The 23,334-nt window shown below is 53.9% G+C and carries 19 protein-coding genes; 9 read left to right on the forward strand and 10 right to left on the reverse strand.

What is annotated here, in order from left to right; all coding sequences use genetic code 11:
* Entirely contained in the window at positions 1-3,777 is a 3,777-nt protein-coding gene (gene tamB, locus HV350_RS21855; protein WP_046275829.1) for an autotransporter assembly complex protein TamB, read from the reverse strand.
* On the reverse strand, positions 3,774-5,507 hold the full coding sequence (gene tamA / locus HV350_RS21860) for an autotransporter assembly complex protein TamA (RefSeq protein WP_016155528.1): 1,734 nt from the start codon (positions 5,505-5,507) through the stop codon (positions 3,774-3,776). Before tamA ends, tamB begins: the two co-directional genes overlap by 4 nt.
* A gap of 212 nt (positions 5,508-5,719) precedes the next feature.
* Here tamA and msrA point away from each other — a divergent pair, with 212 nt between their 5' ends.
* Together msrA and HV350_RS21870 are read left to right on the forward strand one after the other, a co-directional pair.
* The gene (gene msrA, locus HV350_RS21865) at positions 5,720-6,358 is read left to right on the forward strand and encodes a peptide-methionine (S)-S-oxide reductase MsrA (protein WP_101700310.1); all 639 of its coding nucleotides are present in this window, start codon (positions 5,720-5,722) and stop codon (positions 6,356-6,358) included.
* Between the two features lie 152 nt (positions 6,359-6,510).
* Complete coding sequence (locus HV350_RS21870; RefSeq protein WP_003830418.1) at positions 6,511-7,851, forward strand: hemolysin family protein; 1,341 nt, start codon at positions 6,511-6,513, stop codon at positions 7,849-7,851.
* Between the two features lie 67 nt (positions 7,852-7,918).
* On the opposite strand, the gene HV350_RS21875 is transcribed toward HV350_RS21870, so the two are convergent.
* Positions 7,919-8,125 carry a DUF1107 domain-containing protein gene (locus HV350_RS21875; RefSeq protein ID WP_003025710.1) on the reverse strand — a complete coding sequence of 69 codons (207 nt, stop codon included), beginning with the start codon at positions 8,123-8,125 and terminating at the stop codon, positions 7,919-7,921.
* Between the two features lie 328 nt (positions 8,126-8,453).
* Here HV350_RS21875 and HV350_RS21880 point away from each other — a divergent pair, with 328 nt between their 5' ends.
* On the forward strand, positions 8,454-9,011 hold the full coding sequence (locus tag HV350_RS21880) for a YtfJ family protein (protein WP_155574766.1): 558 nt from the start codon (positions 8,454-8,456) through the stop codon (positions 9,009-9,011).
* On the opposite strand, the gene cysQ is transcribed toward HV350_RS21880, so the two are convergent.
* Positions 9,001-9,741, reverse strand: a complete 741-nt coding sequence (gene cysQ, locus HV350_RS21885; protein WP_016151445.1) for a 3'(2'),5'-bisphosphate nucleotidase CysQ — start codon at positions 9,739-9,741, stop codon at positions 9,001-9,003. The two genes, HV350_RS21880 and cysQ, sit on opposite strands and share 11 nt — an antisense overlap.
* A gap of 187 nt (positions 9,742-9,928) precedes the next feature.
* Between cysQ and cpdB the strand changes: the two genes are divergently transcribed.
* Entirely contained in the window at positions 9,929-11,872 is a 1,944-nt protein-coding gene (gene cpdB / locus HV350_RS21890; RefSeq protein ID WP_181629313.1) for a 2',3'-cyclic-nucleotide 2'-phosphodiesterase, read from the forward strand.
* Positions 11,873-11,920: 48 nt separating this feature from the next.
* Here the strand turns inward: cpdB and HV350_RS21895 are convergent, their stop codons facing one another.
* The gene (locus tag HV350_RS21895; protein WP_047358571.1) at positions 11,921-12,325 is read right to left on the reverse strand and encodes a helix-turn-helix domain-containing protein; all 405 of its coding nucleotides are present in this window, start codon (positions 12,323-12,325) and stop codon (positions 11,921-11,923) included.
* An 85-nt stretch (positions 12,326-12,410) separates the two neighbouring features.
* On the opposite strand from HV350_RS21895, the gene HV350_RS21900 reads away from it, so the two are divergent.
* The 3 genes from HV350_RS21900 to HV350_RS21910 all read left to right on the forward strand — a co-directional run bounded on the left by HV350_RS21900 (position 12,411) and on the right by HV350_RS21910 (position 15,207).
* Positions 12,411-13,259: an SDR family oxidoreductase gene (locus tag HV350_RS21900; protein WP_131405533.1), complete on the forward strand. Its 849-nt coding sequence runs from the start codon at positions 12,411-12,413 to the stop codon at positions 13,257-13,259.
* Positions 13,260-13,340: 81 nt separating this feature from the next.
* Entirely contained in the window at positions 13,341-14,165 is an 825-nt protein-coding gene (locus HV350_RS21905) for an AraC family transcriptional regulator (protein ID WP_016155523.1), read from the forward strand.
* A gap of 76 nt (positions 14,166-14,241) precedes the next feature.
* Positions 14,242-15,207 carry a DMT family transporter gene (locus tag HV350_RS21910; protein WP_046275834.1) on the forward strand — a complete coding sequence of 322 codons (966 nt, stop codon included), beginning with the start codon at positions 14,242-14,244 and terminating at the stop codon, positions 15,205-15,207.
* Positions 15,208-15,270: 63 nt separating this feature from the next.
* Here the strand turns inward: HV350_RS21910 and HV350_RS21915 are convergent, their stop codons facing one another.
* Positions 15,271-16,824, reverse strand: coding sequence for a methyl-accepting chemotaxis protein (locus tag HV350_RS21915; RefSeq protein WP_046275835.1), 1,554 nt, complete (start codon positions 16,822-16,824; stop codon positions 15,271-15,273).
* Positions 16,825-17,798: 974 nt separating this feature from the next.
* Between HV350_RS21915 and ytfE the strand changes: the two genes are divergently transcribed.
* Complete coding sequence (gene ytfE, locus HV350_RS21920; RefSeq protein ID WP_003025690.1) at positions 17,799-18,461, forward strand: iron-sulfur cluster repair protein YtfE; 663 nt, start codon at positions 17,799-17,801, stop codon at positions 18,459-18,461.
* Positions 18,462-18,541: 80 nt separating this feature from the next.
* Here the strand turns inward: ytfE and cycA are convergent, their stop codons facing one another.
* Both cycA and fklB read right to left on the reverse strand, forming a co-directional pair.
* Positions 18,542-19,951, reverse strand: coding sequence for a D-serine/D-alanine/glycine transporter (gene cycA, locus HV350_RS21925; protein WP_016151437.1), 1,410 nt, complete (start codon positions 19,949-19,951; stop codon positions 18,542-18,544).
* Between the two features lie 309 nt (positions 19,952-20,260).
* The gene (gene fklB / locus HV350_RS21930; RefSeq protein WP_003025685.1) at positions 20,261-20,881 is read right to left on the reverse strand and encodes an FKBP-type peptidyl-prolyl cis-trans isomerase; all 621 of its coding nucleotides are present in this window, start codon (positions 20,879-20,881) and stop codon (positions 20,261-20,263) included.
* 219 nt (positions 20,882-21,100) lie between these two features.
* On the opposite strand from fklB, the gene HV350_RS21935 reads away from it, so the two are divergent.
* The gene (locus HV350_RS21935; protein ID WP_181629315.1) at positions 21,101-21,751 is read left to right on the forward strand and encodes an OapA family protein; all 651 of its coding nucleotides are present in this window, start codon (positions 21,101-21,103) and stop codon (positions 21,749-21,751) included.
* Positions 21,752-21,805: 54 nt separating this feature from the next.
* Here the strand turns inward: HV350_RS21935 and HV350_RS21940 are convergent, their stop codons facing one another.
* Positions 21,806-22,729 (reverse strand): DMT family transporter, encoded by a 924-nt coding sequence (locus HV350_RS21940; protein WP_181629316.1) that lies wholly within the window; start codon positions 22,727-22,729, stop codon positions 21,806-21,808.
* A 143-nt stretch (positions 22,730-22,872) separates the two neighbouring features.
* Complete coding sequence (gene rplI, locus HV350_RS21945) at positions 22,873-23,322, reverse strand: 50S ribosomal protein L9 (RefSeq protein ID WP_003025676.1); 450 nt, start codon at positions 23,320-23,322, stop codon at positions 22,873-22,875.
* Positions 23,323-23,334 lie beyond the last annotated feature (12 nt).

Below are 23,334 nucleotides of genomic sequence, written 5' to 3' on the forward strand. Positions count from 1 at the left end.
CTAAAACTCGAACTGATAGAGCAAATCAAGTGCCTGATCTACGCCAGACACTGCTTCCAGATATAGCTTAGGCATCAGACGATAACGTAGCGTGAGTGTCGCTAAGGAGTCAAATATACCCACACCATATTTCACCTGCAGACCTGGCAGTACGTATCCGCTGACAACCACCTGAGATGAATCACCCACCCCTTGTGTGTCCAGTGCCAGATTGCTTACGCCAAATGTCTCCCCGATTTTACCCACAACCTGACCACTTTGTGCAACCCCCAGACCAATAAGCATTGAAGTCATTGCCGCGCTGTCGCTCTGTTCGCTATCCAGTCCTTGTCCGCGTAGCAGGTAGGAAAGCGCCATTTGCTGCGACATGGCCGGGTCGGAGAAGATTTCCGCCTTCGGCTCATCGGCGGTGCCCGTGACGCGAACCCCGGCGATCACGTCGTCTTCGGTGGCTTCCGGGTTACGAATTGCTTCGATGTTGAGTAACGGCTGATCCGGCGGGCCGGAGAACAACAGCTCGCCCTTACGCACAATCAGATCCTGACCATAGGCATGGAAACGCCCGCTCGGAATATTAATTTGTCCGTTCAGCCCCAGCCCCTGCTTATCCTGCACCACTTTCAGATCGCCCGTCAGACGCGCTTTCAGACCAAAGGCGTCAATACGCACGTTGTTACCGACGTGGATGTTCAGGTTGCTGTTGATCGGAATACCTGCTGTCTGCGGTTTCTCCGGTTGCAGATTGTTGTTAAGCATGACCATATCGCTGGAAACCCCTACCGCGCTCTCCGGCAGGTCGTGTACCACGATACGCGCCCACGGCACATCCACGTTGCCATCAAGGGTAAACAGGCTCGGCGTGGCTTCAAAGACCACGTCCGGCGATACGTCCAGGCGGACCATCGGCGGCACGGTAATACGAACCCTGCTGCCTTTAGCCGCAACGCGCGCCCGCCAGTTGTCTATCTGACTCCAGTCGGCATCGCCGCTCAGGTTAATTTCGCCCTGCTGCGTACGCACCACGCCCGCCAGCGTTGAGCGTGTTCCGGTGAAGTTAACGGCTAACTGGCTTGGCTGCATGTCAAACGGCATAAAGTTGCCGTCGATATCCAGACCGCTCAGCTGCAGCTGTCCGAGCAGCTGCGGGCTTTGCACATCACCGCCCAGACGTAGGTTGGCGTTGATCACCCCAGCCGCTTTTTCACCGCGCGAGAAAATGGGGTTCACCATCGCCAGATTGAAGTTGCGGATGTTGACGTTGCCACCGAGACTGCGGCGTCCTTGCGGATCCGTTACCTGCACCTGGCCGTCAAACTGCCCGTTGTTGGTCAGGCGAATCAGCCAGCCCAGCTCGGCACGGTTATTGTGCAGGTCGGCGGTCAGATTCAGCGTTTCAAACGCCACAGGGAGCGGCGCATCGTTCACGCTTTGCGTGACCTTCACGTTACGTCCGCTCAGCGTAACCTGCCCCTGCGGCAGCCCCTCTTTGGTGGTGTCCCAGCTCACATCAGCTTTGCCAGTGAAAACGCCGCTGGCCTGGGTTGTATCCGGCATAAACGGTTTTAGCATCGCCAGGTCAAAGCGGTTAAGGTTCACCACCGCGCGTCCTTGTGCACCAGCATCAATGGTTTGCGGTACGCACAGTTCCGCATTTGGGTTGTTCCAGCAGTGCGGCCCAATGCTGATTTTCTGTTCCTGATTGCGATAATCCAGCGCGACAGGGCGGTTAAGGGACCACGGACCTACCGGCGTCTGGAAGCGGGTATCGCTTAACGCACCTTTCCAGCGCTGCTCTTTGCGATCAAAGCTACCTGCCAGGGAGAGCTGCCCGGAGACCGGTTCCCCCTGAATGCGCAGCTGCAGCTCATGCTGCTTTTCGCTACCTTTGGCATTGAGCGTCACCAAGCCAATATTCACGTCAGGCTGTACAATCCGCTCTACGCGAACGTTGAGATTACCAGCGATTTGCTCTGCCGATTTCACGTCGCCTTCGACGCGCACCTGAGCGACGGACAGCTCCTGCCAGCGCAGACCCCGGGCGGTGATATCCGCCAGCAGCTGTGGCGCTTCAACCGTACCGCGAACTTTTACCAGCCCTTTCGCCGTACCGCCCAGTCCCGGCAGCGCGTTATCCAGGCTCGGGGCATCAATCGTCGCGTCGAGATTGAGGTCTTTGACCCCCAGTTCCCCTTTAACATCCGCGCTGTTGCGTCCCAGTTCCAGATGCAGGCCCGGGATCGTCCACTGCAGGTAGCTGTTACCCTTCAGCGAACCGTGCACATTTACCTTGTTCTGCTTCACGTTGCCGGTCAGCTTCAGCTCGGGCACCTCCATCTGCCAGCTTCCGCCGTACAGACTGCCGCGAGTTTTCACCAGGCCATTCAGTTTTGATGGCCACTCCGGGATCGCTTTCGCCGTGTTGATGCCATCCAGCGTTAGCTCCCCGCGCCAGCTGATCGCCTGCTGCCAGTCCACCAGCGCTTTCAGCTCAGTTTTCCCTTCCAGCGCCGCAACGCTGAGTTTGTCGAGATTGATCTGCTGTTCGTTGCCTTTGGCGTCCAGCGTGATGGTAGCCGGAGGAATATCCTGCCCTTTCACAGCGGTACGCATCGACAGCGTATAGTCGGTCATCTTACCGGTCAGTTTGAGCTTGATGTCATCAGCCTGGAACTGCTTGTCGCCGGTAAACGGCCAGTAAACCTGCTTACTCACCACCTCAAGGTTGAGCGGCAATCCGGCTTCCGCCAGACGCGCCTGCGCCCGCAGGTCCATATCCACCGGACCAGACAGATTTACGCCGACTTCCAGCTGTTCACGCAGCGCGCCGCCAACCTTCAGCTTCACCTTTTCGCCTTTTAACGGATCGACGTTGAGCGTGCTGTTTAACGTAATATCGACTGGCCACGTGTCGGTCAGTTGCGCCGTGCCGCTGGCTTTTACCGTCCCCTGATTCGAGTCGATATCCAATGCATCGAGTTTCATGTTGCCGTCAATGCTGCTCACTTTCAGCAGCATGTTATGTACCGTTAAATCCGTATCCCCGGTCACGCGCAGCTGCTCGCCGCGAAACGCTTCAATGTTGAGATTGAGCGGCAGATGGACATCGGTCATTTCCGGCAGCACCGGCTTTGAGAACAGATCTTTTAGCGTTTCGCCGAGCGGTTTTTCATCCGGTTGCGGATTTTGAATCTTTGGTTCGACAACCTCTTCCTGCGCCACTTCCGCCACTTTAGGCAGGGCAATCAGCAGCCCCTGTAATGACGTTGGCTTCAGGGTTAGCGTTTTTTCTTGCCAGTTCAGGCCGGAGGTAAATTCCAGCACCGAAACCGTGGTGTCATCGATTTTGATATTGATGTTGTTCAGCGCCACGCGCGAAAGCGTGATTGGGTAAGGTGTGGAAAGGTTAAGCGGACCGCTCTCTTCCTCTTCAACCGGCGCTGATGGCGGCATCTTTTTGCTGTCGATCGCCACGTTGATATTTTTCAGCGACAGATCGTTGACGCACAGGCTGCTGTCCCACAGGCAGTTAAGCCCCACGGCCAGATGCACTTCGCCAGCATTCACCGCCACGCCAGGTTGGTCATAACGAATATTTTTGAGCGATAAATCCCGCCAGCCGCCGGTGACCTGACCAATCTCCAGCCCCGGAACCCAACGATTCGCCGCTTTGAAGATCAGATGCAGGCCCGAAGTGGTGCCGACGAGGAACGCCACCGTGCCTAACAACAGCAGGATAAAAATCAGCACGCCGAGGCTTATCTTCTTCCATAAACTCATAATTCAGGCCCCAGACCGATGTAAAACTGTAAACCATGTTCATCTTTGTCGCCCACAGGGACAGCAAAGTCGAGCTTGATGGGTCCCACTGGCGATTGCCAGCGTACACCGACCCCGGCACCGGTTTTGAAATCGCTTCTGCGGATATCGCTGACCGCTTCGCCGCTATCGACAAACATCGCGCCCCACCATTTTCCGGTCACGTTGTACTGATATTCCAGCGAGCCGGTCGCCAGCTTCGAGGCCCCTTTCAGCTTGCCGTCGCTGCCTTCAGGCGAAATAGATTTGTATTTGTAGCCGCGAATGCTGCGATCGCCCCCGGCGAAGAAACGCAGATCCGGCGGTACTTTGTCGAAGTCCCCGGTTTCGATCCAGCCGAGGTTGCCGCGCATCACAAAGCGATGACGATCGTACAGCGTGCGGATCCAGACGTTTTGCGCCTGGAAGACGGAGAAATCAACGTCTGAACCCCAGGCCGTGTTGGAGTAATCGATAGAATAACGTTGGGAGTCGCCCCAGACTGGCATCAGACCGCCGCGCGAGCGCGTCCGGCTGATCATCACGCCCGGATAGAGCAGCATGGTGGTGTTAGTGACGTTACCCTGGGTAAAGTGGTCGAGGCTCCAGCGCAGGTTAATCGCGCGCTGCCAGCCGCTGGAGAGATCCCAGTAGCGGGAAACCGCAAGCGTAGTGGAGTCCTGCTCGGTATCGTTTAAATCGGTACGCTTAAAGCCCCCCTGCACCAGGTAATACTGCTCCAGCGGGTTCTTTAATAGCGGCATTTTATAACTGAAATCAAGAACCTGCTCTGGCGCAGAGATGCTGGCGCTGGTGGTCAGGCTGTGGCCATAGGAGTTCATCCACGGCTTTTTCCACGAGGTCTTCACCCGTGGACCGACGTCAGTTGAGTAACCGACCCCGGTTTCGATGGTGTTTTCAGTTCGCGGCGACACCACGCCTTTCAGCGGCAGCACTTTGGTTTCACGGGCTTTATCAAATTCCGGTGCGACGACCACGGAATTAAACCATCCGGTCGCCGACAGACGACGGTTCAGTTCGCCCAGATCTTTCGACTCGTACTCTTCACCCTCTTTAAAGGGTACCAAATTTTGCAGGTACTCATCGCGAATTTGCGAGCCTTCAAAAGTGACATGCCCAAAGCGATAGCGTTCACCGCTGTTGTAATCGATATCCCAGAATGCCTGGCGGCGTTCGAGCGCTATCCCAAGCTGGCTTTTATTAAATTCACTGTCGAAATAGCCTTTGCGCAGCGCCACGCTGGTGAGTGACTTTTTGAAGTTATCATAGTCCCCCTGATTCAGCACGGTGCCGATTGCCGGTCGCGTTTTCAGCAGATCCAGGTAATCTTTATCCGTACGTGCGCCACCGCGCAGAATCACTTCGGTGCCGCCAATCAGCACCGGCTCACCAGGGGTCACTTTGGCAATCAGCACCTGGCGTCCTTTCGCCGGCGGCGGACGCAGCTCAAAATCAATGGTGGGCTCAAAGTAGCCCAGCGCTTTTAGCCCTTCGCGGATGGCATCATCAACGCGCGCACGAAAGCGTCGGTCTGGAGTGACTTCATCACTTTGAATCGTGGATAGCTGCGCACGGACGTTTTTCTCCAGCGGTCCTGATAATCCCTCGACCTGTAAGCGAACATTCGCTGCGGCGGCGGAGCCACTTAAGCACAGTAATCCCACCCAACATAACTGACGGATATGTGGCACATTTTCTCCTGAATATCCTTTTTTCCCACCCCTGGAAAAAAATACTATGCCGTTCCTCGGCTTAACAAAAAATCAACAATAAGAGTTGAAAAACAGACGACAACCCAAATATTTCTTATGTTTAACTCTAGACGTATTCACGCCGTTTATTGTGGGCAAAGACGCGTCTCGTTACAACCTTAACCCAAATGACTGATTTCGGGAGAACGGCCATGAGTTTATTTGATAGAAAGCATCTTGTTACTCAAGCAGATGCCCTACCTGGACGCAACACCCCGATGCCAGTGGCAACGCTGCATGCGGTTAACCAACATTCGATGACCAACGTGCCCGACGGTATGGAGATAGCCTTTTTCGCCATGGGATGTTTCTGGGGCGTTGAACGTTTATTCTGGTCATTACCCGGGGTATACAGCACAGCGGCCGGATATACCGGCGGCTACACCCCTAACCCAACCTATCGGGAAGTGTGTTCCGGCGATACCGGACACGCCGAAGCGGTGCGCGTCGTCTATGACCCGCATGTTATCAGCTACGAGCAACTGCTGCAGGTGTTCTGGGAAAATCACGACCCGGCGCAGGGCATGCGTCAGGGGAACGACCAGGGGACGCAGTATCGCTCCGCCATTTACCCGTTAACGCCGGAGCAAACCGTCGCGGCACAGGCAAGCCTTGAGCGTTTTCAGGCAGCAATGACCGCCGCTGGCGACGAGCGCACTATTACAACGGAAATCACTACCGCAACCCCGTTCTACTATGCCGAGGACGACCACCAGCAGTATCTGCATAAAAATCCTTATGGGTACTGTGGCATTGGCGGGATTGGCGTTTGTCTGCCGCCAGAAGGATAATCGCCACCCTCTGGCGGCTTTACAGTACCTTACGCTATACTAGCTCCTGAAATTGCCGGTCCACTCCCTTCGGACCGGTTTTCAATGTGTATTTCACACGGATTTATCAATTTATCCCTTCCGAGGATCTGGCCTTAACGGTCGGATAAGATATGTTAAACAGTATTTTAGTCATTCTCTGCCTGATCGCCGTGAGTGCGTTTTTCTCGATATCCGAGATCTCGCTTGCTGCATCACGCAAAATAAAACTTAAACTGCTTGCCGATGAAGGCAACGTAAACGCACAACGTGTTTTGAAGATGCAGGAAAACCCCGGCATGTTTTTTACCGTTGTGCAAATTGGCCTTAACGCGGTCGCAATTCTCGGTGGTATTGTCGGTGATGCGGCATTCTCCCCGGCGTTTTACAGCCTTTTCTCGAAGTACTTCACGCCAGAGCTGTCCGAACAGTTAAGCTTTATTCTGTCGTTCTCGCTGGTTACTGGCCTGTTCATCCTGTTCGCGGATTTAACTCCGAAACGCATCGGTATGATTGCGCCAGAAGCTGTGGCTTTGCGTATCATCAACCCGATGCGCTTCTGCCTGCTCGTCTTCCGCCCGCTGGTGTGGTTCTTTAACGGTCTGGCAAATAACATCTTCCGTCTGTTTAAGATCCCGATGGTGCGTAAAGACGACATCACCTCGGACGATATTTACGCCGTGGTCGAAGCGGGTGCGTTGGCGGGGGTTCTGCGTAAGCAGGAACATGAGCTGATTGAAAATGTGTTCGAACTGGAATCCCGTACCGTACCGTCTTCCATGACCTCGCGCGAGAATATTATCTGGTTCGATCTCCACGAAGATGAGCAAAGCCTGAAGAACAAGGTGGCGGAACACCCACACTCCAAATTCCTGGTGTGTAACGAAGATATCGACCACATCATTGGCTATGTCGATTCAAAGGATCTCCTCAACCGCGTACTGGCGAACCAAAGCATGGCGCTGAACAGTGGCGTACAGATCCGCAATACGCTGATTGTGCCGGATACGCTGACGCTCTCTGAAGCGCTGGAAAGCTTCAAAACCGCAGGCGAAGACTTTGCCGTCATCATGAACGAGTACGCGCTGGTGGTGGGGATTATCACGCTCAACGACGTTATGACTACGCTGATGGGCGATTTAGTCGGTCAGGGTCTGGAAGAGCAGATCGTGGCGCGCGATGAAAACTCATGGTTAGTCGATGGCGGTACGCCGATTGATGACGTTATGCGCGTCCTGGATATCGATGAGTTCCCGCAGTCCGGCAACTATGAAACCATCGGCGGCTTTATGATGTTCATGCTGCGTAAAATCCCGAAACGCACCGACTCGGTGAAGTATTCAGGCTACAAATTTGAAGTGGTGGATATCGATAACTACAAGATCGATCAGCTGCTGGTGACGCGTCTGGACAGTAAACCTACCGTACTGGTACCGAAACTGCCAGATGCAAAAGAAGAGGCAAAGGCGTCTTAACGTCCTGCAGAAACATCAACGGCTCCCATTCAGGAGCCGTTTTTTTAACTACCGCATAGCACTTTGATCAAGCCATCTCAGTTTGCAGACGCAAGACCTGACGGTTAACTTCGGACATCACGGAAAAATGCAGTTTGTCCTTCACTTTTGGGATAAGAATCTTACCCTTATCAAATTCAAAAGCGCCTACATCCTTGATATATAACCGTCCACGAAACAGGATCTTCACGTACTTCGCCACCTGCAGCGGGTTGTATCGTTGGAAAATTTTCATTGTTGTCTCCTGCTGAGCATTACGCCTTTGCGGTACCACAATCGGTCCGACAATCCTCAGGCGCAAATTTTAATGCCCTATGACTATAGACTATCTCGCTCATGTTTCCAGCGTGTATAAGTTTATTTACCTTCAGGTTACAAATATTCAGAATTATCTTTTCAACGCTTCGCTGTCTTCAGTATAAGCCTTCATTTTTCGCAGGATTTGTGCGCCCGTCCGCAAACTGGCATCGCGCTTGCGGGAAAAAGCATCAATCGCACATATGATTAAATTCCAGACCCAAGTGGTCGGATCACCTGCAAAATAAAGTAAAGAAGGAAAACCTATGACCTTACAAAAACTGCTGGCGCTGTCGTGCCTGCTGCTGCCGATGATTGCCTGTGCGCATTCGTTTGAGACTAACCAGCGCGTGCCGCCGGTGGGGATCGCCGATCGTGGCGAACTGATTCTCGAGAACGATAAGTTTAGCTACAAAAGCTGGAATAGCGCGCAGCTGCCAGGGAAAGTGCGAATTGTGCAACACATTGCCGGACGCACCTCCGCCAAAGAGAAAAATGCTACGCTGATCGAGGCAATCAAGGCGGCCAACCTGCCGCACGACAAATACCAGACCACCACGATCGTCAACACCGATGACGCTATTCCTGGCTCCGGTATGTTTGTGCGCAGCAGTCTGGAGAGCAATAAGAAGCTCTACCCGTGGTCACAATTTATTGTCGACAGTAATGGCATTGCGCGTAAAGCCTGGCAACTGGATGAAGAGAGCTCCGCTATCGCCGTACTTGATAAGGACGGACGCGTTCAGTGGGCAAAAGATGGTGCGTTGACGCAGGAAGAGGTGCAGCAGGTTATTGCCCTGCTGCACAAATTACTCAGTAAATAGCGACGCGGAAGCCGGGGTTGAGGAATGATTCACGTGGGGTGTAATCCAGAGATTTCCCCTGCCAGTCGTGAACGTGCGCCCCGGCTGCGGCAGCAACGGCGTGGCCAGCGGCAGTGTCCCATACGTTAGTTGGCCCAAAACGTGGGTACAGTTGTGCCTGCCCTTCCGCCACCAGGCAGAACTTCAGCGATGAGCCAATCGACGTGGTCTGGTGCTCACCCAACTGTTGCAGATACTCTTTTAACTCATTGTCAGCATGCGAACGGCTAATCACCACCAACGGCGGACGCGCGTCACGAACATGGATTTGTTTGCGCACGCCGCACTCTTCTTTCCACGCTTTACCTTCTGCCGCGCTGTACATCACTTTCATCACCGGCGCGTAAACCACGCCCAGTACCGGCTTTCCTTGCTCGATAAGCGCAATATTGACGGTGAATTCACCGTTACGCTTAATGAACTCTTTGGTACCGTCCAGCGGGTCTACCAGCCAGTAGCGCTGCCAGTGCTGGCGAACATCCCAGCCAGGAGGCGCTTCTTCAGACAGGACCGGAATATCCGGCGTCAGCGCCAGTAATCCTTCGAGGATCACCGTATGCGCGGCGATATCCGCCGCCGTGACCGGAGAATCGTCCTGCTTGCTGGTAATCTCCATCGGTTTGATTCCATCGTAGACCTGCATAATGGCATCGCCCGCATTCCGTGCAAGCTGGCATACATGTTCTAACATTCTCCACCTCGTTTCTGTCGTGGTGTTAACTCGTTGTTTTACTTATACCCGATCGCCAAAGGATCCGCCAACTGTGATAGCGTCTGCGGTTTTAAACGCTATATTCATGTCATGATTCACAGTTCTGTAAGCAAGAAGATTTATATACATTTTCTTTTGTGGCTTAGATCTTAAAAGGATGCCCCTGATGATTAAGTTTAGTGCAACGTTTCTGGCCACGCTGATTGCAGCCAGCGTCAATGCCGCGACCGTCGATCTGCGCATAATGGAAACCACTGATTTACATAGCAATATGATGGATTTCGATTATTACAAAGATACGCCGACTGAAAAATTTGGCCTGGTTCGTACGGCAAGCCTGATCAACGCAGCACGTGGTGAAGTCAAAAACAGCGTGCTGGTTGATAACGGTGATCTGATTCAGGGCAGCCCGCTCGGGGATTATATGGCGGCCAAGGGGCTGAAAGCGGGCGAAACGCATCCGGTATATAAGGCACTGAATACGCTGGATTACGCCATGGGTAACCTTGGCAACCATGAATTTAACTACGGTCTTGAGTATCTGCACAACGCGCTAGCCGGGGCGAAGTTCCCTTACGTTAACGCCAATATCATCGACGTTAAGACCAAAAAGCCGCTGTTTACTCCTTATCTGATCAAAGAGACTGAGGTTGTCGATCAGGAAGGAAACAAGCAGACGCTGAAAATTGGCTATATCGGTTTTGTGCCGCCGCAGATCATGACCTGGGATAAAGCCAACCTCAGCGGCAAAGTGACCGTGAATGACATTACGGAAACCGCACGTAAATACGTGCCAGAAATGCGAGCCAAAGGTGCCGATGTCGTGGTGGTGGTTGCTCACTCCGGGCTTTCTGCCGACCCATACCAGGCGATGGCGGAAAACTCCGTTTACTACCTCAGTGAAGTTCCGGGCGTGGATGCCATTATGTTTGGTCACGCTCACGCCGTTTTCCCGGGGAAAGACTTTGCCAACATCAAAGGCGCAGATATCACAACAGGTACGCTCAATGGCGTTCCTGCGGTGATGCCGGGCATGTGGGGCGATCACCTGGGCGTGGTGGATTTAGTGCTGAATAACGACAGCGGTAAATGGCAGGTTACGCAGGGGAAAGCGCAGGCGCGCCCGATTTATGACGCCGCGGACAAAAAATCACTGGCTGGCGAAGACCAAAAAATCGTTGAGATCCTAAAAGCCGATCACGATGCCACGCGTGAATTTGTCAGCAAGCCAATCGGTAAATCTGCCGACAACATGTACAGCTATCTGGCGCTGGTTCAGGACGACCCGACCGTGCAGGTGGTGAATAATGCGCAGAAAGCCTATGTGGAACATTTTATCCAGGGCGATCCGGACCTGGCGAAACTACCGGTACTTTCCGCCGCTGCGCCGTTTAAAGTCGGTGGACGCAAGAACGATCCGGCCAGCTTTGTCGAAGTCGAAAAAGGTCAGCTTACCTTCCGTAACGCCGCTGATTTGTATCTCTATCCCAATACCCTGGTCGTGGTGAAAGCCAGCGGTAAAGAGGTGAAAGAGTGGCTGGAATGTTCTGCCGGGCAGTTTAATCAGATTGATATCCACAGCAGCAAACCACAGTCGTTAATTAACTGGGATGGCTTCCGTACCTATAACTTCGACGTGATTGACGGCGTGAATTATCAGATTGATGTTTCACAACCCGCTCGCTATGACGGTGAATGCCAGACGATTAACCCGCAAGCGGAGCGTATTAAAAATCTGACCTTTAACGGCAAACCGATCGATCCGAACGCAACCTTCCTCGTCGCGACCAACAACTACCGCGCCTACGGCGGTAAGTTTGCCGGGACCGGCGACAGCCACATCGCGTTTGCATCACCAGATGAAAACCGCTCGGTGCTGGCAGCATGGATAGGTTCCCAGACAAAGAGCGCAGGCGAAATTCATCCAGCGGCAGATAACAACTGGCGCCTGGCGCCGATTCACAGCGAGACACAACTGGATATTCGCTTTGAAACATCACCGTCTGATAAAGCCGCTGCGTTTATCAAAGAGAAAGGCCAGTATCCACTGAAGAAAGTCGCTACCGATGACATCGGCTTCGCCATTTATCAGTTGGATTTGAGTAAGTAAGACCACGCCGGGTGGCACTGCGCCATCCGGCAAGCCCGACCGGGTCGTTTACGTTGATGCTGGGACGTCTTCGTTCTTAACGGTATGATTTGCCAAAACCTGCGGCAAATTCACCTCTATCCAGTCCGCCAGCGCTGCGACTTTTTCGCTCACCTGCTCACCCAACGGTGTCAGGCTATACTCCACATGCGGCGGTACCACCGGATATGACACCCGATTGATAAACCCGTCCTGTTCTAACGCCTGCAGGGATTGCGCCAGCATTTTTTCACTGACGCCGCCCATCTTACGGCGCAAATCGCTGAAACGGTGCGTACCGTCGCGCAGCGCCACCAGAATCAATACACCCCAGCGGCTGGTGACGTGTTTTAACACCTCGCGGGAGGGACACTGCTCGGCAAACAAATTGCCATCACGTAATTGCTGGGAGAGCGTCAAAGCTGTCATTTTCATACTAACCTTTTTGTACGTACTTACCAAAAGTAAGTTTAGGTGTTAATGTGATTAAACACAAGACCAATACCAAAGGAGTTATCCTATGATCGCGATTACTGGTGCCACTGGCCAACTGGGCCAACACGTTATTGAAACGCTACTGAAAACCGTTCCTGCCAGCCAGATTGTGGCTATTGTGCGTAATCCTGCTAAAGCGACGGCGCTTAGCCAGCAGGGCATTACCGTTCGTCAGGCGGATTACAGTGATGAAGCTGCCTTTACCACGGCCTTACAGGGGATAGACAAGTTACTGCTAATCTCCTCCAGCGAAGTGGGACAACGTGCCCCGCAGCATCGCAACGTGATTAACGCGGCGAAAGCGGCCCACGTGAAATTTATCGCCTACACCAGCCTGCTGCACGCCGATCGCTCCCCGCTGGGGCTGGCTGATGAGCATGTCGCAACCGAGAAGATGCTGGCTGAATCCGGTATCGCGTACGCGCTGCTGCGTAACGGTTGGTACACCGAAAACTATCTCGCCAGCGCACCAGCCGCGCTGGAACACGGCGTGTTTATTGGGGCGGCGGGAGAAGGCAAAATCGCCTCGGCGACCCGTGCCGACTATGCCGCTGCCGCCGCGCGCGTCATCAGTGAAGACGGTCATGCCGGTAAAATCTATGAACTGGCGGGCGACGAAGGCTGGACCCTGAGCCAGCTGGCGGCCGAACTGGCAAAACAGAGCGGTAAAAAAGTGGTGTATCAAAACCTGAACGAAGCTGATTTTGCCGCCGCGCTGAAAGGTGTTGGTCTGCCTGCCGGACTGGCGGACATGCTGGCTGACTCAGACGTTGGTGCCTCTAAAGGTGGCCTCTTCGACGACAGCCATACGCTGAGCAAACTGATTGGTCGTCCAACCACGTCGCTGGCAGACAGCGTCAAAGGCATCGTGTAAGTGTTAAAAATTAGTTAATTGTGGTGGCATCCCCGCGCATCCTCTCTGATAATGACATGATGATGCGTGGGGAGAGAATACGTGCAAGGTGTACCTGAGCAGTTTATTGATGAGAAAGACAGCGCCCGCTTTCGCCATCTGGCACAGGTGCCGGGCGTTGAGCTGTATCATGCGCACATCTCGCGTTACGCCTTTGAACCCCACACCCATGAAGCGTTTGGTATTGGCGCGATAGAAGCCGGAGCCGAACGTTTTCGCTATCGCGGCACGCAGTACGTGGCCCCCGCCCATTCCGTCGTCACCATGAATCCCGATGAGCTACATACCGGCGAAGCGGAAACCGCCGACGGCTGGCGCTATCGGATGATCTATCTTGAGCCCGATCTTCTGGAAGAAGTCACCGGGATCCGCCACTGGTGGTTTCATGACGTAACGCGTCACGATCCGCTACGCTCGCGCCAGATCTGCTCGCTGATTCATGGCCTGTGGAACACTGAGGATCCGCTGGCGCAAAAAGGGCTATTACTCGATCTGATCGACACGTTCCAGCCGCTGGCCCGCCATGCGCCGGTATTACCGGAGGGAGCGCATCGCTTTGAACGGGTACGCGAGTATTTGCACGATAATTATATGCACCCGGTCACGCTCGACGAACTGGCGCGGGTTGCAGCGCTGAGCCCCTGGCATTTTCAGCGCCAGTTTAAATCTCATTTCCACGTCACGCCGCACCAGATGCTGATGGCGATCCGCCTGTGGCGAGCCAAGGGTTTTCTCACTCACGGAATGCCCGCCGCGGAGGTCGCTGCCGCAACCGGCCTCACCGACCAGTCGCATCTCACCCGCGCGTTTACCCATCGCTACGGTATTACGCCGGTACGTTATCAGAAACAAGTCGTCCGGCGTTGAACAGCAATCTCATACAATACGGCTGCATTTTTCCTGCCTACACTCGACTTATTGTTAAGCGATGTGGATGTCAAAAATGATTAGCGGCGTGTTGTATGCCCTGCTGGCTGGGCTGATGTGGGGATTAATTTTTGTTGGGCCGCTGATCGTACCGGAATACCCGGCGGTATTGCAGTCGATGGGACGCTATCTGGCGCTGGGGCTAATAGCGTTGCCGATTGCCTGGCTGGGACGTGTGCGCTTGCGTCAGTTGACGCATAAAGACTGGGTCACTGCGCTGGCGCTAACGATGATGGGTAATCTGATTTATTACGTTTGCCTGGCAAGCGCCATCCAGCGCACTGGCGCGCCGGTTTCAACGATGATTATTGGTACATTGCCGGTTGTGATCCCGGTCTTCGCTAACCTGCTCTACAGCCAGCGCGACGGCAAATTATCATGGTGGCGTCTGTCGCCTGCGCTGGTGCTGATTGGTATCGGTCTGCTGTGCGTGAATATCTCGGAGCTGAATCAAGGCTTACCCGACTTTAGCGGCTGGCGTTATGGTTCTGGAATCGCGCTGGCGCTGATCTCGGTAGTGTGTTGGGCGTGGTATGCGCTGCGTAATGCCCGCTGGCTGCGCGAGAATCCAGATAAGCACCCGATGATGTGGGCGACGGCCCAGGCACTGGTAACGTTGCCTGTTTCTCTGCTCGGTTATATTGCAGCCTGCCTGTGGCTGAACGGACAAACGCCGGACTTTGCCCTGCCCTTCGGCCCACGTCCGGGCGTGTTTATCGGCCTGATGATAGCGATTGCGGTATTGTGTTCGTGGGTTGGCGCACTGTGCTGGAACGTCGCCAGCCAAAAATTGCCGACGGTGATCCTCGGCCCGCTGATTGTCTTCGAAACGCTGGCTGGCCTGGTGTACACCTTTATCCTGCGCCAGGAATTCCCGCCGCTGCTGACGGTAAGCGGCATTGCGCTGCTGATTGTTGGGGTGGTGATAGCCGTCAGAGCCAAACCACAGAAACCAAGCGTCGTCGTGGTTCCACAATCATAATGGCCCAGACGGCGCTGCGCTAATCCGACCTACAAGATATTATTTTGTAGGCCGGAGTAGACGTTAAACTTTAAACACCGCTACGGTCTGATTCAGTCGTGCTGCCTGCTCTTCGAGCGCGGCGGCGGCGGAAGCGGACTCCTCCACCAGCGAGGCGTTTTGCTGCGTCACGCGATCCATCTCGGCAACCGCCTGACCTACCTGATCGATACCCCGGCTCTGTTCATCAGAGGCCGAAGCTATCTCGCCCATGATGTCGGTCACACGGGTCACGGCGCTCACAATTTCCGCCATCGTTTCACCCGCTTCATGCACCAGCGCCGTACCGGCATTCACCCGATTCCCCGAGTCATCAATCAGTGCCTTAATCTCTTTCGCCGCCTGAGCGCTACGCTGTGCCAGTGTACGGACCTCGCCAGCGACCACGGCAAACCCGCGCCCCTGCTCGCCCGCACGCGCCGCTTCTACTGCCGCGTTCAGCGCCAGAATATTGGTCTGGAAGGCAATGCCGTCGATAACATTGGTAATTTGCGCGATTTTGCTGGAACTGGTGGCAATTTCATCCATCGTACGCACTACGCCATCAACCACGGTTCCGCCTTTCTGCGCCGTCTGTGAGGCATTTTTTGCCAGACTGGTCGCCTGACGCGCGTTATCCGCGTTCTGCTTCACGGTAGCGGTGAGTTGTTCCATGCTGGCAGCAGTCTCTTCCAGAGAGGCGGCCTGCTGCTCGGTACGTGAAGAGAGATCGTTACTGCCGGCGGCAATTTCACCTGCGCCGGTATAGATGGTGTCAGCCCCGTCACGCACCACGCTGACTGTGTTCGCCAGCGCCTGCTGCATGTCGCGAACGTTGACTGCCAGCAGCGCCATCTCATTGCTGCCATCTGCGTTGATGCTGTGCGTCAAATCACCCGCAGCAATGTGGCGAATATGCCCCATCACTTCGTGGAGAGGCTTGAGCAGCACTCGCTGCATCGCCAGCCAGCTGGCGATAATCACGGTGACGACAATCAGCATCACGGCAGACAGCAGCCAGATTATCTTCTGGTAATCACTCTCATTGTCCTGCACCCCGGCAGTGGCCAGCGCCGTTTGCGCGCTACGCCATTCCCGATAGACTTCCTGCATGGCCGTTTGCTTTTGCTCGGCATTCTGCTTGAACATCTCTTCCAGCTTACCTTCAGCCAGCAGCGCGTTCATTTTAGCCAGCGTCGCAGAATAGATGCCGTACTGCTCTTCCAGTCGATCGGCCAGATGTTCATCAAGCCCCGGCGTTTCCGGCAGGGCGTAGTATTTATCGTAATGCTCTTTCGATTCGGCCAACAGGCGATTTGCCGTGTTCACCAGTTCCTTCAACTGACCGCCGTTAATCTCGCTGGCCATCGTTCCCTGTAAACGCAACATGCCCCGGTTGAGCGTGACGCGAGCCTGGTTCAGGCTAATCCACGCATCGGTAAACTCGGCCACGTTCTGGCTGGAAAGCTGAGAGACGTTAAAGTTTTGCTTATCGTTATTGAGCGCGCCAATAAAGACGCCCGCGGAGATGAGCTGCATCGCGCCCAGGGCGAGTAACACGGTGATAAGTAAGGTTATCACTTTGATTCGTTTAAACATCTGTAGCCTTTTATTATGCAGGTATTGTCTGAGGTCTAACTATCGGCAGCGGCGTGCGCTTATTTAATCCTGTCGCGCGGCTTTTTTCGCCGCCCCTCTCCTTTCTAATAAGATTCAGCACCTTAACGAAACAAGAAATTTTCGAGACATTCCTCACAAAAAACCCCACCACGAAAGCAATACCGTTCAGTTAACTCCTCTGTATCAGAAATCATCAGCCTGTATTGGCGGAGGTGATGAACATGCTATCTCAGAGAAAGGGTTCCGTTCACCTCATGTTCATCGTTTCTCTGAAACACGATTCCTGTGAACGTGTTAAGGGTACTATCGCTGTACCCTTAACAATCCCGGCTCCCGGCGGGAAAATTGCCGCTCCGCGGTCCCCTCCGTTTATTCCTCCAGGCTACCGGGCCGGGCGCGAGGTAGCGTCCCTGCAAAACGCGCCCTGAACCCGCATCCCTGCGGGTTCTCCCGGCCTTCCGGAAACACGTCGGCAATTTTCAGCCGGACCAGCCCACACCTGACCACCTGCGTTTTTTATCTGAACAGCAAAACAGAGTTAACTGGAAGTCAGTGCGTTGCAGCGATGACCCCGGTCCGGCTGAAAATCGATGAGGCGTTGACGGCTGACCGGGTCTGCCCGCAGGGATGCGGGCAGAGGGGACGGCCTGCAGGGACGCAGGCCCGGCCCCGACCCGACAGGCAGACGGCATAAGACGAATGAATCGCGCAGCGACGATTTTCCCGCCGGGAGCCTGGGATGCAAGGGAGGCGGCGGTGAGCCTCTCTTGCACGTTCACGGGTATCTGAGCTTCAGAGAATTGATATCGCTGAGGTGAACGGAACCCTGAGCCGGAATCACATGTTCTCCATACATGCTTAACTGAACGGCATTGCACCACGAAAGGGTTATATCCTTCGCCATAAGTTGCATTTAAAATGCATCTTATATTATTGAGAATGAGGTAACGGCAATGTCTTATCGCGATCAACCTTTAGGTGAACTGGCGCTCTCTATTCCTCGCGCTTCGGCCCTGTTTCGTAAATACGATATGGATTACTGCTGCGGCGGTAAGCAAACGCTGGCACGCGCTGCTGCGCGTAAAGAGCTGGATTTAGACGTTATTGAGGCACAGCTCGCGCAGTTGGCTGAACAGCCGCTGGAGAAAGACTGGCGTACCGTGGCACTGGCTGAAATCATCGATCATATCATCGTGCGTTATCACGACAGACACCGCGAACAGCTGCCGGAACTGATTCTGCAGGCCACGAAAGTTGAACGCGTTCACGCAGATAAACCGAACGTACCACGCGGTCTGGCGAAAAACCTGACCATGCTGCATGAAGAGCTGTCCAGCCATATGATGAAAGAAGAGCAGATCCTGTTCCCGATGATCAAACAGGGCATGGGTAGCCAGGCGATGGGACCAATCAGCGTGATGGAAAGCGAACATGACGATGCCGGTGAACTGGTCGAAGTGATCAAACACATCACCCATAACGTGACGCCGCCGCCAGAAGCCTGCACCACCTGGAAAGCCATGTATAACGGCATTAACGAGATGATCGACGACTTGATGGAACACATCAGTCTGGAAAATAATGTGTTGTTCCCGCGAGCTCTCGCCGGGGAGTAAAGATATCGCCGGATAGCGCAAACGCGTATCCGGCCTACGGAATTCAGGCCCGGTAAGCATCGCGCTACCGGGCACTAAAATTAACGCATACCTGCCATACGTTTCTTACCGATAAACAACCAACCCAGACCCAGCGCGATGAACCACAGCGGCGTCACGATCAGCGCCTGGCGGGTATCATCTTCCAGCGTCAGCAGTACCAGTACGAAGACGAAGAACGCCATACATACCCAGCACATCAGCTTGCCTAGCGGCATCTTGTAGATTGATTTTTCATGCAGGTGCGGACGCTGCTTGCGGTACACCAGGTACGAGCAAAGAATGATGGTCCAGACGAACATGAACAGAATCGCCGACACGGTGGTGATCATGGTGAACGCGCCAATCACGCTCGGGTTCACGTAAAGCATCACCACGCCGCCCAGCAGACAGATACAGGAGAAGGTTAAACCTTTCGCCGGAACTGCGCGTTTAGACAGTTTGGCAAACGCTTTAGGCGCTACGCCTTCCTGTGCCAGGCCGAACAGCATACGGCTGGTAGAGAACACGCCACTGTTTGCGGAAGAGGCAGCTGAAGTCAGCACCACAAAGTTGATCAGGCTCGCCGCGGCAGGCAGCCCGACCAGCACAAACAGTTCAACGAATGGGCTCTTGGTTGGCACTACCGAGCTCCACGGTGTTACAGACATAATCACGATCAGCGCAAAAACGTAGAACATGATGATACGGATCGGAATCGAGTTAATGGCGCGCGGCAGAGATTTCTCCGGGTCCTTGGTTTCTGCAGCGGTCGTTCCCACCAGCTCAATACCCACAAACGCGAACACGGCTATCTGGAAGCCAGCAAAGAAGCCGCTCAGACCTTTCGGGAACCAGCCACCGTCATTCCACAGATGCGTGAACGATGCCTGAACGCCGGTTGGCGACTGGAAGTGCGTCAACACCATCACCAGACCAACGACAATCAGGCCGATGATGGCGACGATTTTGATCATCGCAAACCAGAACTCCATCTCACCGAACATTTTTACAGTGGCAAGGTTGAGGCTCAGCAGCAGCACGATCACCGCCAGCGAGGCGACCCAGTCTGAAAGTTCGGGGAACCAGAATTGCGCATACGCCGTAATGGCGACAACGTCTGCCATCCCGGTAACAACCCAGCAGAACCAGTAAGTCCAGCCGGTAAAATACCCGGCCCATGGCCCGAGCAGGTCAGAGGCGAAATCACTAAAAGATTTGTACTCCAGATTCGAGAGCAGCAATTCACCCATTGCACGCATCACGAAAAACAGCATAAAACCGATAATCATATACACAAAGATGATCGACGGTCCGGCGAGGCTAATGGTTTTACCTGAGCCCATAAACAGGCCGGTACCAATAGCACCACCAATGGCAATAAGTTGAATATGACGGTTTGTGAGATTGCGCCGTAGCGACTGTTCAGACGAAGCCTCTTCAGCGGCGTCGACTTTTACCTGATCTACCATGTTTTTTCTTCCTGTACCTGTCTGTGTTGTTCAGGCTCTACGGCCTTTAGTGTGTCTATGATACGACGTTCCTGATTATCAGGACTCATCGATATTAGGTAAGAATTGGCGGGATGAATACTAAGATTTAGATATAATGTTAATTTAATGTTTAAAATGAGTGTCATATCACTCTGATAGCGCGAATCAGCTCACAAAAATACACGCTAACGAGGCATTTACAAAATAAAATATCGACAACCACGTAACTATAGCTTTTCACGCTATTTTTTTGTTCCCCCCGGCCTCGGAGGGAACAGAAGTCACTGCTTACAGAATCTCAAGCAGCTCAACGTCGAACACCAGCGTGCTGAACGGAGGAATGGACGCACCAGCGCCACGCTCGCCGTAAGCCAGTTCCTGAGGAATAGTCAGTTCCCATTTGGAACCTACCGGCATCAGGGTCAGCGCTTCAATCCAGCCAGGGATCACGCCGTTAACCGGGAATTCAGCCGGTTCGCCGCGTGCGACAGAGCTGTCAAACACGGTACCGTCGATCAGTTTACCGGTGTAATGCACGCGAACGCGGTCAGTACGCGCTGGAATAGCACCTTCGCCCTGAGTCAGAACACGGAACTGCAAACCGGATTCAGTGCTGTTCACACCCTCTTTCTCACGGTTTTCTTCCAGATATTTGACGCCATCAGCCGCCATAGCCTGGAAACGCTCGCGACGTACTGCATCAGCGCGTTCGTGGATTTCACGCAGTGCGCGATGCACAACATCAACCGGCACTGCCGGGTGCTTACCTTCCAGCGCGTCAGCGATACCCGCTACCAGCGCTTCAGGCAACAGTCCTTCCAGTCCGGATTCACTCAGCTGTTGTCCTACCTGCAAACCAATGCCGTAGCTTGCTTGCGCTTCGATAGTGTCAAAAGTCGGGTTAGCCATCATATTTCCTTTCATCGGATGTAAAGTAGCGGGCAGCATATCAGCCATGCCGCATCCGGTAAAACTTTGTCTCGGGAACAGATGACAAATCGCGAGGAAACATAAACAATAGGAATACCCCGCGTTGACGTCACGAAAGCGGGTAATATGACGAACATCATAGCATTAGCCATCTATACTCTATGATCGAGGAACGAGACGCGGAGCAGGAGGAAAGCCATGCCCGGGCGCTTTGAATTAAAACCAACCCTGGCGAAAATCTGGCATGCACCGGACAATTTTCGCATTATGGATCCGCTACCGCCTATGCACCGACGCGGCATTATAATTGCTGCTATCGTGCTGGTGATAGGCTTCCTGCTGCCCTCCAGTGACACCAGCGATGCCCCTGTGGTTACGCGTACTGCCCAGCTGGATTTGCAGTCACAATCGCAGCCGCCGACCGAAGCTCAACTGCAGGCACAGTTGGTCGCCCCGCAAAACGATCCGGGCCAGGTCGCTCCGCTTGCGCCTGAGCCAATCCAGGAAGGAGAACCAGACGCGCAGCCGCAGGCTCAGCAATCTCAGCCGCAGGCGCAACCTTTCCAACAGGATAGTGGAATTGAGCAGCAGTGGCGCTCCTATCGCGTAGACTCGGGCAAAACGCTGGCGCAGGTATTCCGTGACCATAACCTCCCGCCAACCGATGTATACGCAATGGCGCAGGTTGAAGGTGCCGGAAAACCGCTGAGCAACCTGAAAGACGGACAGATGGTACAAATCAGGCAGAATGCCAACGGCGTGGTAACGGGATTAACCATTGATACCGGTAATGGTCAGCAGGTACTGTTTACTCGACAACCTAACGGCAGTTTTATTCGCGCCCGTTAACCGGCACACCTGTAGACCTGATAAACACAGCGCATCAGACATCAAGGTGAAGCGTCAGCGCTTCACCTTGTTCACCCACCAGATCCCGGAACAGACTAGCACCAGCGCCAACGCATATTTCCATTCGAGAATGTTTTCGCCGAGGAATATCGCCGACAGAACCGCCCCCGAAACCGGGATCAGGAAGTTAAACGGCGCAATCATCCCCACGCGGTTATGCTTGAGCAGAATACTCCACAACGCAAAAGCGACCGAAGAGAGTAACGTCAGGTAGCCCAGAATCGCCACTGAAGACGCGCCGTGTACGGTCAGCGTGCCACCAAAAGCGTAGCCGCCGATAACCAGCGCCAGACCGCCGACACCCAACTGATATCCTGTCATTACCGTCGGGTCTACCGTCTGAGAAATGCGTTTACCGTATAACGTGGCGGCAGAAAGAATAAAGGCCGCCATCACCACTGAACCGTCCCCTAACAGGCTGAAGTTAAAATCCAGTCCGCTGCTAAAGTTCACCACCATTACGCCAGTAAAGCCCAGGATACAGCCCAGCACTTTGTTGTAGCTCAGCTTGTCGTTCTGATAGATAAAATGGGCCAGCAGCACGCTGAAGAAGGTGCCGGTCGCGTTCATGATCGACCCTTTCACCCCCGTCGTGAACGCCAGGCCAATATAGAAGAAGATGTATTGCAGCGAGGTTTGCGTCAGTCCCAACAGCGTGAGCTGACCGTACTGACGCGGGCTTAACCGGCCAATCGGTTTACGCTGCGCCACCGCCAGCAATAGACGCAATAATCCAGCAAACAGGAAGCGATAGCCGGCAAAGACAATTTTTGAAGGAATGTCATCCGTGGCAATCTGGAAGATCTCATATCCGCTTTTGATCGCCGGATAGGCGCTCCCCCACAGCAGACAGCAGAACGCTGCGCTCAGGTAGACAACATTTTTACGCGCAAACAGAGGTTGGTGCGTTGGTTCCATTCCATCACCACTTTGAAATAATGTTTTATTTTTATGATTATCCCGAAAAGGATAAAGAATAGCCAGAGCGAAAAGCGGAGGGAACAGAAAAGCAAAACGCCGACACAAGGCCGGCGCTTTTACGCGGTAATCAGAATAAAAACTTATTCTGCAACTACGTTTACAGTCAGCTTAGCAAACACTTCGCTGTGAACCTGGAAGCTCACTTCGTGCTCACCAGTGGTACGCAGAACGCCGTTCGGCAGACGAACTTCGCTCTTAGCTACTTCAACGCCAGCTGCAGTTACAGCGTCAGCGATGTCGCGAGTACCGATGGAACCGAACAGTTTACCTTCGTCGCCAGCTTTAGACGCGATGGTTACGGTTTCCAGTGCATTGATTTTCTCAGCACGAGCTTCAGCAGCGGACAGAACGTCAGCCAGTTTAGCTTCCAGCTCAGCGCGACGCGCTTCGAAAAATTCAACGTTTTTCTTGGTAGCAGGAACAGCTTTACCCTGTGGTACCAGGAAGTTACGAGCATAGCCCGCTTTAACGTTAACCTGATCACCCAGGCTACCCAGGTTTGCTACTTTATCAAGCAGAATAACTTGCATTACCTTATCCTC

The sequence above is a fragment of the Citrobacter sp. RHBSTW-01013 genome (assembly GCF_013781985.1).
GTDB classification, from domain to species: Bacteria; Pseudomonadota; Gammaproteobacteria; order Enterobacterales; family Enterobacteriaceae; genus Citrobacter; species Citrobacter braakii.